Below are 14420 nucleotides of genomic sequence, written 5' to 3'. Positions count from 1 at the left end.
GGCGAGCTCGGGCAGGTGGGTCAGTCGAGGAGGCCGCGGGGGCGGATTACGAAGGCTGGGGAGGAGCGTTTGCCCTTCTCCTCGAGGAGGGCGATGGCGCGGTTGTCGGGGGTGAGGGCCGCGTGGACGCCCGTTATGCCGATGGGGTCGAGCCAGCGGCCGTCGCGCAGGGATTGTTCCTCGGCCGCGGTGATCGTGCGGTGCGGGAAGGCCAGGCGCACGGCGGAATCGATGTCGAGGTTCAGGGCGGGGTTGTCGGCCAGCTGGTCGAGGGTGCGGGCGTATTCGAGGGTGAACGGGCCGACGCGGGTGCGGCGCAGGGCGGTGAGATGTCCTCCGACGCCGAGCTTTTCGCCCAGATCGCGCGCCAGGGCCCGGATGTAGGTTCCCGACGAGCATTCGACGACGACATCGAGATCCACGAACGGCGCTGCGCCCGTATCGATGTCGCGGCGCTCCAGGATATCGAAGCGGCTCACGGTGACCGGGCGCGCGGCGAGCTGCACATCCTCTCCCGCGCGGGCGCGGGCGTAGGCCCGCCGGCCGTCGACCTTGATCGCGCTGACCGTGGCCGGGACCTGATCGATGTCGCCGGTCAGTTCCGCAGTGCCGGAGGCGATCTCGGCATCGGTGATATGCCCGGCCGGAGTGGTCGCGACGACCTCGCCCTCGGCATCGTCGGTCACCGTCGACTGCCCGAGCCGGATCGTCGCCGCGTACGCCTTGGTGGTGAGGCTGAGCAGACCCAGCATCTTGGTGGCCCGCTCCACGCCCAGCACCAGCACCCCGGTCGCCATCGGATCGAGCGTCCCCGCATGCCCGATCTTGCGGGTACGCAACAGCTTCCGGCATCGGGACACGACGTCGTGGCTGGTCATGCCGCCGTCCTTGTCGATGACCAGCAGGCCGCCGAGCGCATTCACCAGCGGAGTAGGCTTCTCGCCCATCAGCCCGCCACGATCGCGGTCAGGATCAGGCCGTCGTCGATCAGCCAGCGTCCGTCGAAGGCCGTCAGCGGCACACCGCCGTCGTTCGTCTGCCCGGGAACCAGCAGTTTGCTGTGGAAGGTCCCGGCGGTGCCGTCATCGTCGATGGTGAAGGTGATGTGTGCGTCCTCGAAGCCCAGCCAGCGCAGCGTCAGCGGGAACCACGCCTTGTAGGTCGCCTCCTTGGCACAGAACAGCAGCCGGTCCAGGTGCATGCCGGTGGCCGGGATCGCGCCCTTCAGCCACTCGCGTTCCGGCGGCAGGCTCACCGAGTCGAGCACCCCGTCGGGCAGGGTGTCGTGCGGTTCGGCATCGATGCCCACCGAACGCCAGCGCAGCCGGTGCGCCAGCGCCGCGGCCCGATAGCCGTCGCAGTGCGTGAGGCTGCCGACCACGCCACGCGGGAACAGCGGCATCCCGCGCTCGCCCTTGCCGATGGCCACGGCGGGCTCGCCCAGTTCCGCCAGTGCCTGCCGAGCGCAGTGGCGCGCACCGATGAAATCGCGGCGGCGCTTCTCCACCGACTTCGCGATCAGGTGCTCCTCGCCGGGATGCGGCTGCAGGTCCTCCGGGTATCGCACCAACTCGGCGGCGGCCACCCCGGCGGGCAGAATCCTGCCGAGCAGTCGTGGCCGTGCCCCGCCGCGGTCCGGTCCGGCCTCGTCCTGGTGCCCCACGCCGCCGGGCCCCTCGCCCAGTCCCGCCCGCTCCTCGATGACCGCCTCCTGGTTCGAACTTCCGATCTGCCTCACGAGACTAGCGGAGGGCGGGGTCGGGGACCGGATCCGCGTTCGACGTTCGGCGGGCAGGATCCCGCGGCCGTTGCTAGGATGTTGCTGATCTTGTCTACACGCGGTCCCGGACCAAACGCCACCGTGCGTCGCGCGCGCCGCCGGTGAGGCAGGAGGGCGAAGTATGACCATCGATCAGTCCGCCCAGCGCACCGGCACCCGGCCGGCCGAATTCCTGGGCCCGTCGCGCACCATGACCACCCTGCGGATCAACGGCCACGAGTACTACTCGGTGCTGGAACCGCGCACCAGCCTGCTCGACGCGCTGCGCGAGCATCTGCATCTCACCGGCACCAAGAAAGGGTGTGACCAGGGCGGCTGCGGTGCGTGCACGGTGTGGGTCGACAACCGGCGGGTGCTGGCCTGCCTGACCCTGGCACTGGCCGCCGAGGGCCGCGACATCACCACCATCGAGGGCGTCGCGCACAATGACGAGCTGCATCCGGTACAGCAGGCATTTCTCGAGGCCGACGGCTTCCAGTGCGGATACTGTACGCCCGGGCAGATCATGTCGGCGATCAAATGTATCGAGGAGGGGCACGCCGAGCGCGACGAGGACATCGCCGAGTGGATGAGCGGCAACATCTGCCGCTGCGCGGCGTATCAGAACATCCGCGAGGCGGTGCACCGCGGCCGCGACGGCATGCGCGAGCAGGCGGGTGAGCTGCCGTGAAGCCGATCGCCTACGCCCGCCCGCACAGCCCCGAACAGGCCGTCGCCACCGTCGCATCCCGGCCGAACACGGTGTTCCTGGCGGGCGGCACCACCCTGGTGGACATGTTGCGCATCGGCGCGATGACCCCGGACAACGTCGTCGACATCACCTGGCTACCACTGGGCGAGATCGAACACACCGGCGACGGCGGGCTGCGCATCGGCGCGCTGGCGAAGATGAGCGAGGTGGCGGCCGAACCCGGTGTGGTGGAACGGTATCCGTTCCTGTCGGTGGCGCTGTGGAAGGGCGCCTCGGCACAGCTCCGCAATATGGCCACCATGGGCGGCAACCTGATGCAGAAGGTGCGCTGCGGCTACTTCCGGGAACCCGAATTCGCCTGCAACAAGCGCGAACCCGGTTCCGGCTGCGCCGCCCTGGACGGAATCCACCGCGGCCACGCGGTATTGGGCACCAGCCCGCAGTGCTTCGCGACCCACCCGTCGGACGTGGCGATTCCGCTGACGGCCCTGGATGCCACCGTCACCGTCTGGGGTCCGCGCGGGGAGCGCACTGTCGCCTTCGACGACTTCTTCCTGCCGCCCGGCGACACCCCGCATCTGGAGCATCCGATCGGCACCGACGAGCTGATCACCCGAATCGACGTGCCGCCGTTGCCCTTCGCCACCAACTCGCACTATCTGAAGGTGCGCGATCGGGAGTCCTACGAGTTCGCGCTCGCCTCCGCGGCCGTGGCGCTGAACGTGGCCGACGATACGGTCATCGACGTCCGCATCGGCCTGGGCGGGATCGCGACCAAGCCCTGGCGGGCCCGGACGGCCGAATCGATGCTCATCGGAAAGCCCGCCACCACAACCAATTTCGCCGCGGCCGCGGCCGCCGAACTGGAGGCGGCCGACGATTCGCATCCGATGAACCGATTCAAGATCACCCTTGCCCAACGCACCCTGGTGCGGGCGCTGCAGACCGTCCGGCCCGACAACGAGGGAGGTGTGCCGTGACTGCCACCGTATCCGGGCCCCTGGTCGGCCGGGAGTTCGATCGAATCGACGGCCGCGCGAAGGTCACGGGCGGCGCCCAGTACACCGCCGAGGTGCCGCTGCACGGGCTGGCGCACGCGGTGCTGGTCGGCGCCCGCGTCGGCAGCGGTGCGGTGCGGTCGATCGACACCTCCGCCGCGCTGGCCGCGGGTGCCGTCGCGGTCTTCACCCACGAGAACCTGCCCGCGGTGACCACGGTGCCGCCGGTGTTCCCCTCCGCCTTCGGCGGCCCGGCACCGGGGCAGACGTTCTTTCCCATGCAGGACAATACGATTCACTACTTCGGGCAGCCGATTGCCGTGGTGGTGGCCGATACCTTCGAGACGGCGCAGCACGCGGCCGAACTCGTCGAGGCCGACTACGACCGGAACGACGCGGTGGTGCGGCTCGACGACGGCCGCGACGCGGCCTACCAGCCGGACCGGGTGTTCTGCGATATGGTCCCCGCCCGGCAGTCCCGCGGCGACTTCGACGCCGCAGCGGCCGCCGCGGTCCATACCCTCGACGCCACATACCATTTCGCCGCCAACCACCACAATCCGATCGAATGCTCGGCCACGGCGGCGGCCTGGGACGGCGATACCGTCACCGTCTACGACGCCACCCAGGGCATCACGGCCACGCAGCAGACCGTCGCCGCCTATCTGGGCATCTCCCCCGCCAACGTGCACGTGGTGGCGAACTATGTCGGCGGCGGCTTCGGCGGGAAGGCGATGATGTGGCCGCACGTCACGCTGGCGCCGATCATCGCCCGCGAACTCGGCCGTCCGGTGAAGGTCGTGCTGAATCGCGAGCAGATGTTCTACGGCACCGGTCTGCGCGAGGAGCAGGAGCAGCGAATCACCCTGGTATGCAACGAGGATGGCATCCTCACCGGGTTGCGGCATCACAAGCTCTCGGTGACCTCGCAGTTCGACGACTGGGCGGAGCTGTCGCTCGAGGTCGCGGGCAAGGCCTACGGAATACCCAACTGGGACGGGCAATATCGGCTGGTGCGCGGCAACACCATGACCCCGACGTTCATGCGCGGCCCGGGCGAGACGTCCGGCATGGTGGCCCTGGAGTGCGCCGTCGACGAGCTGGCCGACGACATCGGCGCGGACCCTGTGGAATTGCGCCTGCGCAACCACGCTGCGATCGATCCGGACAGCGGAAACCCGTGGAGCTCCGACGGTTACGCCGAATGCCTACGCGCGGCTACCGAAAGGTTCGGCTGGTCCGAACGGGACCGGCGGGTCGGGGCGCGGCGCGACGGGCACTGGCTGATCGGCTGGGGCATGGGCACCGCCGGATATCCGGTGTATCTGCCCGGCCAGCCGCAGCGCGCGCACGCCCGGCTGCTGGCCGACGGCATGCTGGTCGTGCAGGCCGGTACGCAGGATTTCGGCACCGGTGTCGCGACCACCATGGCGCAGGTCGCCGGTGACGCCATGGGCCTGCCGTTCCATCGGGTTCACGTCGACATCGGCGACACCAGGTATCCCAATATCGCCGCCGCGGTCGGCTCCATGGGCGCCGGAATCATCAGCGCCGCCGTGCACACCGCCTGCACCGACCTCCTCGCACAGCTGATTTCGCTGGCCGTCGGCGATCCGGAATCACCGCTGCGCGGGCGCTCGCCGGACGAGATCGAAGGCATCGAGGGCGTGCTGCGGGTGCGCACAGACCCGGCGGTCGCCGACGAATACGCCGCGGTACTCGGCCGCAACCATCTCGCCGACCTGGAGGCGATCGGCAGCTGGCGGCCGCCCGCGCAGGACATTCCGTACGGCAAGATCAGCTTCGGCGCCCAGTTCGCCGAGGTGGCGGTCGATCCCGAACTCGGCATGGTCCGGGTGCGCCGGATGGTCGGCGCGTTCGCGCCCGGACGGGTGCTCAATGCGAAGCTCGCCCGCAGCCAGGTGCTCGGCGGCATGAACTGGGGCCTGTCCCAGGCGCTGATGGAGGGCACCCTGTGCGACCCGAGGGACGGGCGATGGGCGAATTCCTCACTGCTGGAATACCTGCTGCCCGTCCAGGCCGACGCCCCCGAGGTCGACATCTCCTTCGTCGAGGTAGACGACCCGGTCGTGAACCCGCTCGGCGTGAAGGGCCTCGGCGAACTCGGCATGGTGGGTGCCGCCGCCGCCATCCTCAACGCCGTCCGCCGCGCCACCGGCCAGCAGATCCGCGAAATCCCCCTCCGCATAGAGCATTTGCTCTGAGAGGTACACGCACCGAGGTTGCGGCGAAGCGGTCGGCGATGATCGCCGCTGTCGACCAGTGCGTTGCCGAACAACGCCCGAGAGGCGACCCCGTGAACGCGGTGCAGGGAAAGTCGGATTGCGGGGTCAGTGGTGGATCGCGCCGGTTGATTCGATCAGGGGGCGAGCCGATCCGCCGCCGGTATCGGCGAGTACCTGGGCGGCGATCGATACCGCCGTTTCCTCGGGAGTACGGGCGTTCAGGTCCAGGCCCACCGGACTTCGCAAGTGGCGCAGGCGTTCCGGGGGAACTCCCGCCTCGACCAGGCGGGCCGTGCGGTCGGCGTGAGTGCGGCGGGAGCCGAGTGCGCCGACGAAGGCGAGGTCTTCGATCCCGAGAGCTGTTGCGAGAGTGGGGACATCGAACTTGGAGTCGTGCGTGAGGACCACGACGACCGTGCGGGCGTCGAGGCGGCCTGAGTCGTGTTCGCGGCGCAGATATCGGTGCGGCCAGTCCACCACCACCTCGTGCGCGGCGGGGAAACGCGCGGAGGTGGTGAAGGTTTCGCGGGCATCCACCACCGTCACCCGGTACCCGAGTTGCGCTCCCAGCCGGCTCAGCGCCCGCACGAAATCGTTGGCGCCGGCCAGAATCATCCGGGCGGGCGGAACGAAGCTGTGCACGAATGCCCGTGCCGGGAACGCGGTTTGGCAGTCATCGGCGCCGACCGTGCCGGTGCGCCCCGCGCGGGCCGCATGCCAGGCGTCCCGACTGACACCGTGAGGCCCGCCCTCCGTGCCGGGCCGCAGCACGTGCCACCGCGGCGCCTCGTCGAGAGTAGTGACCAGGGCGACCGGGCGCTCGTGGCGTATATCCCGCTGCAGCGCAGTCAGATCCGCCGACCGCTCGCTGCCCGCCCGCTCGATGAACACCTCCATTTCCCCGCCGCAGGTGAGACCGACCGCGATCCCGTCCGGATCCGCCACGCCGTACCGTTCCAGCACCGCTCGCCCATCCCTCAGCACCCCAGCGGCGGCGTCGACCACCGCCGCCTCCACGCACCCGCCGGAGATCGACCCGATCACCTCCCCCTCGCCGGTGACCGCCATCGCCGCCCCGACCTCCCGAGGCCCGGCACCGGTCACGTCGACAACGCGCGCCAGCGCCATGGGCCCCGCCCGGAGCCGGTCTACCACCCCTCCCAGCAACTCGCGCATTCCCCCATAATCCCCTCTCCCACGGAATACCGCACCCCACACCACCCAACCCGCAACCCCACAGCGAACACGCCCCCCGTCACCCACCCACAGCCAGCCGACCTCCACTCCTTCCCGCACACCCTGTTCGACCCCGCACCCCTTTCAGCGGCATGCAAGGGGTGCGGGGACGTGCAAGGGGTGCGGGGCGCAGCGTGCCCGGCTCACACCGGAGAATCAGGGTGCGGCTCGGCGCGGCGTCCGCCTACAGTCGGTGATCATGGAGTCTGCTTTTCTACGCCCCGCCGCCGCGGCGGACGAGCCCTTCCTGTGGTCGATGCTGTTCGAGGCTTCGCATGCGGAAGAGCAAGGCATGGTCGTCGACGATCTCCGGTCGCTGCCGGAGCTCGCGCGCTACGTCGAGAAGTGGGGCGGGCCGGACGATCTGGGTGTCATCGGCGGTTCCGAGCGGGACGAACCGCTGGGTGCGGCGTGGATCCGCCTGTTCACCAGCGATAACGCCGCCTACGGCTTCGTCGACGAGCACACACCCGAACTGGCCATCGGCGTCGCGCCGTCGGCCCGCGGCACCGGGCTGGGCACCGCGCTACTGACCCGTCTGCTCGACGACGCCCGCACCCGCTACGACGGCGTCTGCCTGAGTGTCCGCGAGACCAACCCGGCCCGCCGCCTCTACGAACGCCTCGGCTTCGAGTTTGTCCCGGGCTCCGAGAAGACCAACCGCGTCGGCACCACCAGCATCACCATGCTCCACCGATTCCCAGCCGAAAACACGCCGGGATAACAGAGGACGAACCACGCGTCGGGGTGCCGAGAGGCGAGCCCCGCGCTGGTGTCGATCAGGCCAGGCCGCGGCGCTTGTCGGCCTGGCGGCGCATTTCCGCGGCGGCGGCGCGCATGGCGGGGGTGATCTTGAAGTGGCCGCCCCATTCGTTCAGGTCGTCCGGGCCGTATTCGGGGGCGGGCAGGATCTGGCGCAGCAGTTTGTCGGGCAGGCCGCGGCGCTGCCATTCGCGCGGGTAGCCGAGCGACACCTCCTCGTGGCGGACGCCGTCGTAGAAGGTGGTGCGCGGGATGTGCAGGTGACCGTAGACGGAGCAGATGGCGTTGTAGCGGGTGTGCCAGTCGGCGGTCAGCTCCGTGCCGCACCACAGTGAGAACTCCGGATAGAACAGCATCCGGGTGGGCTCGCGGTTCAGCGGGAAGTGGTTGATCAGCACCGTCGCGGTGCCGGGGGCGAGCTCGTCGAGACGGCGCCTGGTGTACTGCACGCGGGCGTGACACCACGCGTCGCGGGTCACGTACGGCTCCGGTGACAGCAGGAATTCGTCCGTGGCGACCACGTTGCGGTCGCGGGCGATCGTCATCGCCTCGGCCTTCGTGGTCGCGCCGGCGGGCCGCCACGAGTAGTCGTAGAGCACGAACAGCGGTGCGAGCGTGACCGATCCGCCGTGCGCCTCGGCCCCGGCGCCCTCCCACACCGGGAACGGATCCTCCGGCGTCAGCACGTCCAGGTCCCGGCACAGCGAGACCAGGTAGTCGTAGCGCGCCGCGCCGTGCATCTGCACGGGATCCTTTGCGGTGGTCCACAATTCGTGATTGCCCGGCACCCAGATCACCTTCGCGAACCGCTTGCGCAGGATCTCGAGCGCCCACCGGATGTCGTCGGACTTCTCGGCCACGTCACCCGCGACGATCAGCCAATCCTCGGGGGAATCCGCCCGAATCTCCTCGACGACCGGCTTGTTGCCCTGGTGCCCGACATGGATATCACTCACGGCCATCAACTTCGGAACCACCAGGCACAACCCTCTCTACTCGCCTGTCACGCCTGCATGCGGCAACCGCGACGGTCCACTCCACATTCCCACGGCTCCGGCCGCCATGATCGACCGGCCGTCCCTTTCTACCCGGCCCCCTGCGGGATCTCCGCCCCGACGCGAGCCCACCGCCCCGACAGCGCCCGTGCGCTGACGGCAACCAGGCGGAGCACGATGAAGGCGGACAGACCCGCCCAGATGCCCGCGATCCCCCAGTCGAACGCCAGCGACATCCAGATCACCGGCAGGAAGCCGATCAGGGCCGCGCCCATGGTCGTATTGCGCAGGTAGGCGGCGTCACCGGCGCCGAGGAGCACACCGTCGAGGGCGAACACCACGCCTGCGGCCGGAATCAGGGCGACGAAGAACCACCAGATGACGTGTGTCCGGTCGATCACCATCGGGTCGGTGGTGAACAGCGCCGGGACGGCGGCGTATCCGGCGGCGAAGAACGCTGCCAGCGCGACCGCGAACAGCGTCGACCACGCGGTGACCCGCCGCGCCAGCCGCTCGGCCCCGGGCACATTGCCCGCGCCCAGCGCCGCACCCGTGAGCGTCTGGGCCGCGATCGCCAGGGAGTCCAATGTCAGGGCGATGAAGTTCCACAGCTGCAGCACCAGTTGATGCGCCGCCACCGAGGCCGCGCCGAACCGCGACGCCACCGCACCCGCCGAGACGAAGCACGCCTGGAAGGCGAGGCTGCGCACGATCAGGTCGCGCCCCAGCACCAGCTGTGCCCGCATGATCGCCGGATGCGGCCGCAGCGAGACCCGGTCGGGATCGCCGGGCGGGAGCAGGCACCGGCGCACCAGTGCCGCCAGGAACAGCCCGGCCGCCACCGTCTGCCCCACCAGGTTGGCGATGGCCGAACCCTCCAGCTCCCACCGCGGCGCGCCGAGCAGGCCGTGCACCAGCACCGGGCACAGCAGCGCCGAAATCACCAGCCCCGCAACCACGTACGCCAGCGGCCGCCGAGTCTGCTGCACCCCGCGCAGCCAGCCGTTCCCCGCCATCGTGAGCAGGATCAGCGGCACCCCGAACAGCGCGATCCGCAGCCACCCCAGTGCCGCCTCGGCGATATCGCTCCCGCCCGCGATGAGATCGGTGACCGGGCCCGCAACCGCCTGCAGCACGACGACGATCAGCAATCCGATCCCGATCGCGGCCCAGCTCGCCTGCACCCCCTCCTCGACCGCGCCCCGCCGATCTCCCGCCCCGAACCGCCGCGCCGACCGCGCCGTGGTGCCGTAGGTGAGGAACGTCAACTGCGTACTGACCTGGCCGAGTATCAGCCCGCCCACGGCGAGCCCGGCCAGCGCCAAGGCCCCCAGCCGCCCCACCACGGCCATATCCCACAACAGGTAGATCGGCTCGGCGACAAGCACTCCCAGCGTCGGCACCGCGATCCCGAGTATCCGCCGCGGCCCCGCATCCGACGGGTCGTCCGACTCCTCCGCCGCGGCGGCCACACCGCCCGTGTTATCGCCGCCCTGCGCCGTCATCGCCGACCACCCTCATGGTCTCCCACCCCGCTGCCGCCCACGCCACCTCCCGATCGTCTCGTCGCGCCCTCACCATCGCACAGCCCACCGACAACATGGGATGAATCGCCCGCACCGCGGGACGGGAGGATCTCCGCGGTCGTCCGGCGCGACTCCGGTCGTTCAGGCGCGCAGTGCCGCCAGCAGCGTCACGACCAGGTCGTCCGGCGTGCCGGTGGCGGTGTACCCCGCCGCGTAGCGGTGGCCGCCGCCGCCCAGGCGGGTGGCGACCTGCGCGACGTCGACGCCGTCGTCCAGCCCCACCCCCGTATCGCGTGAGCGGAGCGAGACCGTCCACAGGCCGGGGGTGCTGCGCGATTCCTTGAAGACCGCGGCGATGGCGGCCTCGGAGGTGGTGCGGACGACGTCGATGACGCTCTCCACCTCCTCCGAGCGCAGGCCCGCGATATCGTCGCGGCGCACGAACGCGTAGACCAGTCCGACACCGCCCGCGGCGGCGGGCTCCAGGCAGGCCGAGCCCAGCACCCGCGACAACATCGGCAGCCAGCCGAACGGATGGGTGTCCATCAGCGTGCGAGTGATCCCGGCGCCGTCTATCCCGGTTGCCAGCAACCGTTCGGCAAGCTTATGTGTGCCGGGCCCTGCCCAGCGGAAACATCCGGTGTCGGTGACCAGGCCCGCGAACAGGCAGTAGGCGATGGGCCGATCGATCGGTTCGCCCCACGCGTCGAACACCCGGGCCAGCAGGCTGGTGGTCGACTCGGCGGTCGCGTCGATCACGTTGACCGTGCCGAACCGAGTGTTGGAGCGGTGATGGTCGAGCACCAGAGTCGTTGCGGCACCGTCGATCCGGTCCGCCAGCGCGCCCAGCCGCCCGGCGCTGCCGCAATCCACGGCCACCAGCAGATCCACCTCGCGCGGCACCTGCGCCGGCGGCACCAGGAACTCGATGCCGGGCAGCGACCGCATCGAGGCGGGCAACTCGGCGGGTTCGGCGAACGACACCCGCACCGGGACCCCGCGCCGATTCAATACCTGGGCCAGTGCCAGGCCGCTGCCGACGGTGTCGGCGTCGGGCTGCACATGGCACAGCACCGTGACCGACCGCGCGGCGTCCAATATCTCGACGGCCGCGGCGAGATCTGCCGCCGGCGCTACAGCTGTCATCGCAAAGCTCACTTCTCTGGCGTCGGGATCGGGCCCTGCGGGGTTACACAGGCCGCCGGCGTGACCGCCCGGTAGCGGTCAGTCTTCCTCGTCGCTCTTGTACGGATCGGCGTCGCCGGCGTGGGTCGCGTTGGCCGCCACCTGCGCCACCTGCTCGTCCGAGGCGCGGGCCCGCGCCAGCAACTCCTCCATCTGCCGCGCCGCGTCCGGGACGGTGTCCAGGACGAAACTCAGCGTGGGGGTGAACTTGATGCCGGTGGCGGCGCCCACCTTCGAACGCAACACGCCCTTGGCCTTCTCCAGCCCGGCCGCGACGCCCGGGAAATCCGGTTCGGCGTCGATGGTCTCGCCCATCACCGTGTAGTAGACCGTGGCCTCTCGCAGGTCGCCGGTCACCTTCGCATCGGTGACGGTGACGAAACGCAGCCTCGGGTCCTTGATTTCGTACTCGATCGCGGTGCCGACGATGTTGACGATCCGCTTCGCGAGCCGGCGTGCCCTGGCCTGATCCACCATGGCCGACCCTCCTTGTGTAAGTGACTAGTCTTCGGGTCCGAAGATCCGGCGGCGCACTGCCAGCAACTGTAACTCCGGACGGGCCGCCACGTGGCGCTCACACCGGTCCAGCACCTCTGTGAGATGGCCCATCCCGGAGCTGGCCATGGCGACGCCCAGCTGTGTGCGGCGGTGTTGATCGTGGTCCCCGCCCTCGACCGCCGACACGCCGAAGCGCTGCAGCTCGGCGAGGACCGGGCGAATGACGGAACGCTTCTGTTTCAGCGAATGGACATCGCCGAGCAGAATGTCGAACTCCAGCGCCCCGACGAACAAAGCTCACCTCTTGATTTTCGGCGAAGCGCTGCCCCCGGAGAGATCCCCGGGGGCAGCGTCTGTCTATCTCTAGTCCCGCGGCTTCTCGCGAAGCTCGTAGGCCTCGATGATGTCGCCTTCCTTGATGTCGTTGTACCGCAGCGTCATACCGCATTCGAAGCCCTCGCGAGCCTCCATGACGTCGTCCTTCTCGCGGCGCAGCGACTCGATCGTCGTATCGGCGATCACCACGTTGTCGCGGAGCAGGCGGGCCTTGGCGTTGCGCTTGACCAGCCCCGAGGTGACCATGCAACCGGCGATGTTGCCGAACTTCGAGGAACGGAAGATCGCGCGGATCTCGGCGCGACCCAGCTCGACCTCCTCGTAGATCGGCTTGAGCATGCCCTTGAGGGCCTTCTCGATCTCGTCGATGGCCTGGTAGATCACCGAGTAGTACCGGATGTCCACGCCCTCGCGGTTGGCCAGCTCGTTGGCCTTGCCCTCCGCGCGCACGTTGAACCCGATGATGATCGCGTTGGACGCCGACGCCAGGTTGACGTTGGTCTCGGTGACACCACCGACACCGCGGTCGATGACGCGCAGCCGCACCTCGTCGCTGATCTCGATGCCGAGCAACGCCTCCTCGAGGGCCTCGACCGTACCGGAGTTGTCGCCCTTGATGATCAGGTTGAGCTCCGAGGTCTCCTTCAGAGCGGCATCCAGATCTTCCAGGCTGATCCGCTTGCGGCTGCGGGCGGCCAGCGCGTTGCGCTTGCGCGCGCTGCGCCGGTCGGCGATCTGCCGCGCGATCCGGTCCTCGTCGACGACGAGCAGGTTGTCACCCGCGCCGGGCACCGACGTGAAGCCGATGACCTGCACCGGACGCGACGGCGTCGCCTCGGTGACGTCCTCGCCGTGCTCGTCGACCATGCGGCGCACGCGGCCGTAGGCGTCGCCCGCCACGATCGAGTCGCCGACCCGCAGCGTGCCGCGCTGCACCAGCACCGTGGCCACCGGGCCGCGGCCGCGGTCCAGGTGCGCCTCGATGGCGACACCCTGCGCGTCCATGTCCGGGTTGGCCCGCAGGTCCAGCGCCGCGTCCGCGGTCAGGACCACGGCCTCGAGCAGGTTCTCGATGTTGGTGCCCTGCCGCGCCGAGATGTTGACGAACATGGTCTCGCCGCCGTACTCCTCGGCGACCAGGTTGTACTCGGTCAGCTGCTGGCGCACCTTCTCCGGGTTCGCGCCTTCCTTATCGATCTTGTTGACCGCCACCACGATCGGCACGTCCGCGGCCTGCGCGTGGTTGATGGCCTCCACCGTCTGCGGCATGACGCCGTCGTCGGCGGCGACCACCAGGATCGCGATATCGGTCGACTTCGCACCGCGGGCACGCATGGCGGTGAACGCCTCGTGACCCGGGGTGTCGATGAAGGTGATGAGGCGGTCCTCGTCGTTCACGTTCGTGAGCACCTGGTAGGCACCGATGTGCTGGGTGATGCCGCCGGCCTCGCCCTCGCGGACGTTGGTCTTGCGGATGGTGTCCAGCAGTCGGGTCTTACCGTGGTCGACGTGACCCATGACGGTCACCACCGGCGGACGGACCTGCAGGTCCTCGTCGTTGCCCTCGTCCTCGCCGTAGGTGAGGTCGAAGCTCTCCAGCAGCTCGCGATCCTCGTCCTCGGGCGAGACCACGTGCACGACGTAGTTCATCTCGCCGCCGAGCAGCTCGAAGATCTCGTCGTTCACCGACTGGGTCGCGGTCACCATCTCGCCGAGGTTGAACAGCACCTGCACCAGCGAGGCCGGGTTGGCGTTGATCTTCTCGGCGAAGTCCGACAGCGAGGCGCCGCGGGCCAGGCGAATGATCTCGCCGTTGCCGCGGGGCAGCCGCACGCCACCGACCGACGGGGCCTGCATGTTCTCGTACTCGGCGCGTTTCGCCCGCTTCGACTTGCGGCCCTTGCGGGGCGCGCCACCGGGACGACCGAACGCACCGGCCGCACCACCGCGACCGCCGGGACCACCCGGACGGCCACCGCCGCCGGGACGACCGCGGAAACCACCGGCCGCGGGGGCACCGGCACCGGCGCCACCGCCGCCACCGCGGTAGTTACCGCCACCGCCGCCGCCACCGGGACGACCGCCACCGGCACCGCCGCCGGGACTGCGTTCAGGATCGATCATGAAACAGTTCGAATTCCGGACTGCCTGTGCCGTCCTCACTGCG

General features: G+C 69.7%; 13 protein-coding genes. 4 read left to right on the top strand and 9 right to left on the bottom strand.

Features of this window, described 5'->3' with window-relative positions; all coding sequences use genetic code 11:
• Positions 1 to 20 precede the first annotated feature (20 nt).
• Together truB and npt are read right to left on the bottom strand one after the other, a co-directional pair.
• Positions 21 to 947, bottom strand: coding sequence for a tRNA pseudouridine(55) synthase TruB (gene truB / locus NM1_RS39955; protein ID WP_068032928.1), 927 nt, complete (start codon positions 945 to 947; stop codon positions 21 to 23).
• A complete protein-coding gene (npt, locus tag NM1_RS39950; protein ID WP_068032933.1) occupies positions 947 to 1612 on the bottom strand; it encodes a 4'-phosphopantetheinyl transferase Npt in 666 nt (221 codons plus the stop codon). Before npt ends, truB begins: the two co-directional genes overlap by 1 nt.
• A 289-nt stretch (positions 1613 to 1901) precedes the next feature.
• Here npt and NM1_RS39945 point away from each other — a divergent pair, with 289 nt between their 5' ends.
• The 3 genes from NM1_RS39945 to NM1_RS39935 are packed head-to-tail and all read left to right on the top strand — an operon-like array spanning position 1902 to position 5694.
• Positions 1902 to 2450: a (2Fe-2S)-binding protein gene (locus NM1_RS39945; RefSeq protein ID WP_084520497.1), complete on the top strand. Its 549-nt coding sequence runs from the start codon at positions 1902 to 1904 to the stop codon at positions 2448 to 2450.
• Positions 2447 to 3451: an FAD binding domain-containing protein gene (locus NM1_RS39940; protein ID WP_068032926.1), complete on the top strand. Its 1005-nt coding sequence runs from the start codon at positions 2447 to 2449 to the stop codon at positions 3449 to 3451. Before NM1_RS39945 ends, NM1_RS39940 begins: the two co-directional genes overlap by 4 nt.
• Positions 3448 to 5694: a xanthine dehydrogenase family protein molybdopterin-binding subunit gene (locus NM1_RS39935; RefSeq protein WP_068032923.1), complete on the top strand. Its 2247-nt coding sequence runs from the start codon at positions 3448 to 3450 to the stop codon at positions 5692 to 5694. Before NM1_RS39940 ends, NM1_RS39935 begins: the two co-directional genes overlap by 4 nt.
• Before the next feature lie 126 nt (positions 5695 to 5820).
• Here the strand turns inward: NM1_RS39935 and NM1_RS39930 are convergent, their stop codons facing one another.
• Positions 5821 to 6891, bottom strand: coding sequence for an XdhC family protein (locus NM1_RS39930; RefSeq protein WP_068032921.1), 1071 nt, complete (start codon positions 6889 to 6891; stop codon positions 5821 to 5823).
• A gap of 259 nt (positions 6892 to 7150) precedes the next feature.
• Here NM1_RS39930 and NM1_RS39925 point away from each other — a divergent pair, with 259 nt between their 5' ends.
• Positions 7151 to 7675 (top strand): GNAT family N-acetyltransferase, encoded by a 525-nt coding sequence (locus NM1_RS39925; RefSeq protein WP_068032920.1) that lies wholly within the window; start codon positions 7151 to 7153, stop codon positions 7673 to 7675.
• Positions 7676 to 7730: 55 nt separating this feature from the next.
• Here NM1_RS39925 and NM1_RS39920 read toward each other — a convergent pair whose 3' ends face one another.
• The 6 genes from NM1_RS39920 to infB form a co-directional block, all read right to left on the bottom strand.
• Positions 7731 to 8690: a metallophosphoesterase family protein gene (locus tag NM1_RS39920; protein WP_114699650.1), complete on the bottom strand. Its 960-nt coding sequence runs from the start codon at positions 8688 to 8690 to the stop codon at positions 7731 to 7733.
• Between the two features lie 107 nt (positions 8691 to 8797).
• A complete protein-coding gene (locus NM1_RS39915) occupies positions 8798 to 10213 on the bottom strand; it encodes an MATE family efflux transporter (RefSeq protein WP_068032916.1) in 1416 nt (471 codons plus the stop codon).
• 162 nt (positions 10214 to 10375) lie between these two features.
• Complete coding sequence (locus NM1_RS39910) at positions 10376 to 11380, bottom strand: DHH family phosphoesterase (RefSeq protein ID WP_068032914.1); 1005 nt, start codon at positions 11378 to 11380, stop codon at positions 10376 to 10378.
• Positions 11381 to 11458: 78 nt separating this feature from the next.
• Positions 11459 to 11896 (bottom strand): 30S ribosome-binding factor RbfA, encoded by a 438-nt coding sequence (gene rbfA / locus NM1_RS39905; RefSeq protein WP_068032912.1) that lies wholly within the window; start codon positions 11894 to 11896, stop codon positions 11459 to 11461.
• Positions 11897 to 11920: 24 nt separating this feature from the next.
• Positions 11921 to 12211 carry a DUF503 domain-containing protein gene (locus NM1_RS39900; RefSeq protein WP_068032910.1) on the bottom strand — a complete coding sequence of 97 codons (291 nt, stop codon included), beginning with the start codon at positions 12209 to 12211 and terminating at the stop codon, positions 11921 to 11923.
• A gap of 69 nt (positions 12212 to 12280) precedes the next feature.
• A partial coding sequence (gene infB / locus NM1_RS39895; protein ID WP_255286280.1) for a translation initiation factor IF-2 occupies positions 12281 to 14420 on the bottom strand: 2140 nt, incomplete at its 5' end.

Source organism: Nocardia mexicana NBRC 108244, assembly GCF_001613165.1.
GTDB classification, from domain to species: Bacteria; Actinomycetota; Actinomycetes; order Mycobacteriales; family Mycobacteriaceae; genus Nocardia; species Nocardia mexicana.
This window is presented reverse-complemented; position numbering and strand designations above follow the sequence as displayed.

Coding starts and splice junctions, on each gene's coding strand:
- rbfA (WP_068032912.1), bottom strand. CDS start 11,896: ATGGTGGATCAGGCCAGGGCACGCCGGCTCGCGAAGCGGATCGTCAAC.
- NM1_RS39910 (WP_068032914.1), bottom strand. CDS start 11,380: ATGACAGCTGTAGCGCCGGCGGCAGATCTCGCCGCGGCCGTCGAGATA.
- NM1_RS39915 (WP_068032916.1), bottom strand. CDS start 10,213: ATGACGGCGCAGGGCGGCGATAACACGGGCGGTGTGGCCGCCGCGGCG.
- truB (WP_068032928.1), bottom strand. CDS start 947: ATGGGCGAGAAGCCTACTCCGCTGGTGAATGCGCTCGGCGGCCTGCTG.
- NM1_RS39925 (WP_068032920.1), top strand. CDS start 7,151: ATGGAGTCTGCTTTTCTACGCCCCGCCGCCGCGGCGGACGAGCCCTTC.
- NM1_RS39930 (WP_068032921.1), bottom strand. CDS start 6,891: ATGCGCGAGTTGCTGGGAGGGGTGGTAGACCGGCTCCGGGCGGGGCCC.
- NM1_RS39945 (WP_084520497.1), top strand. CDS start 1,902: ATGACCATCGATCAGTCCGCCCAGCGCACCGGCACCCGGCCGGCCGAA.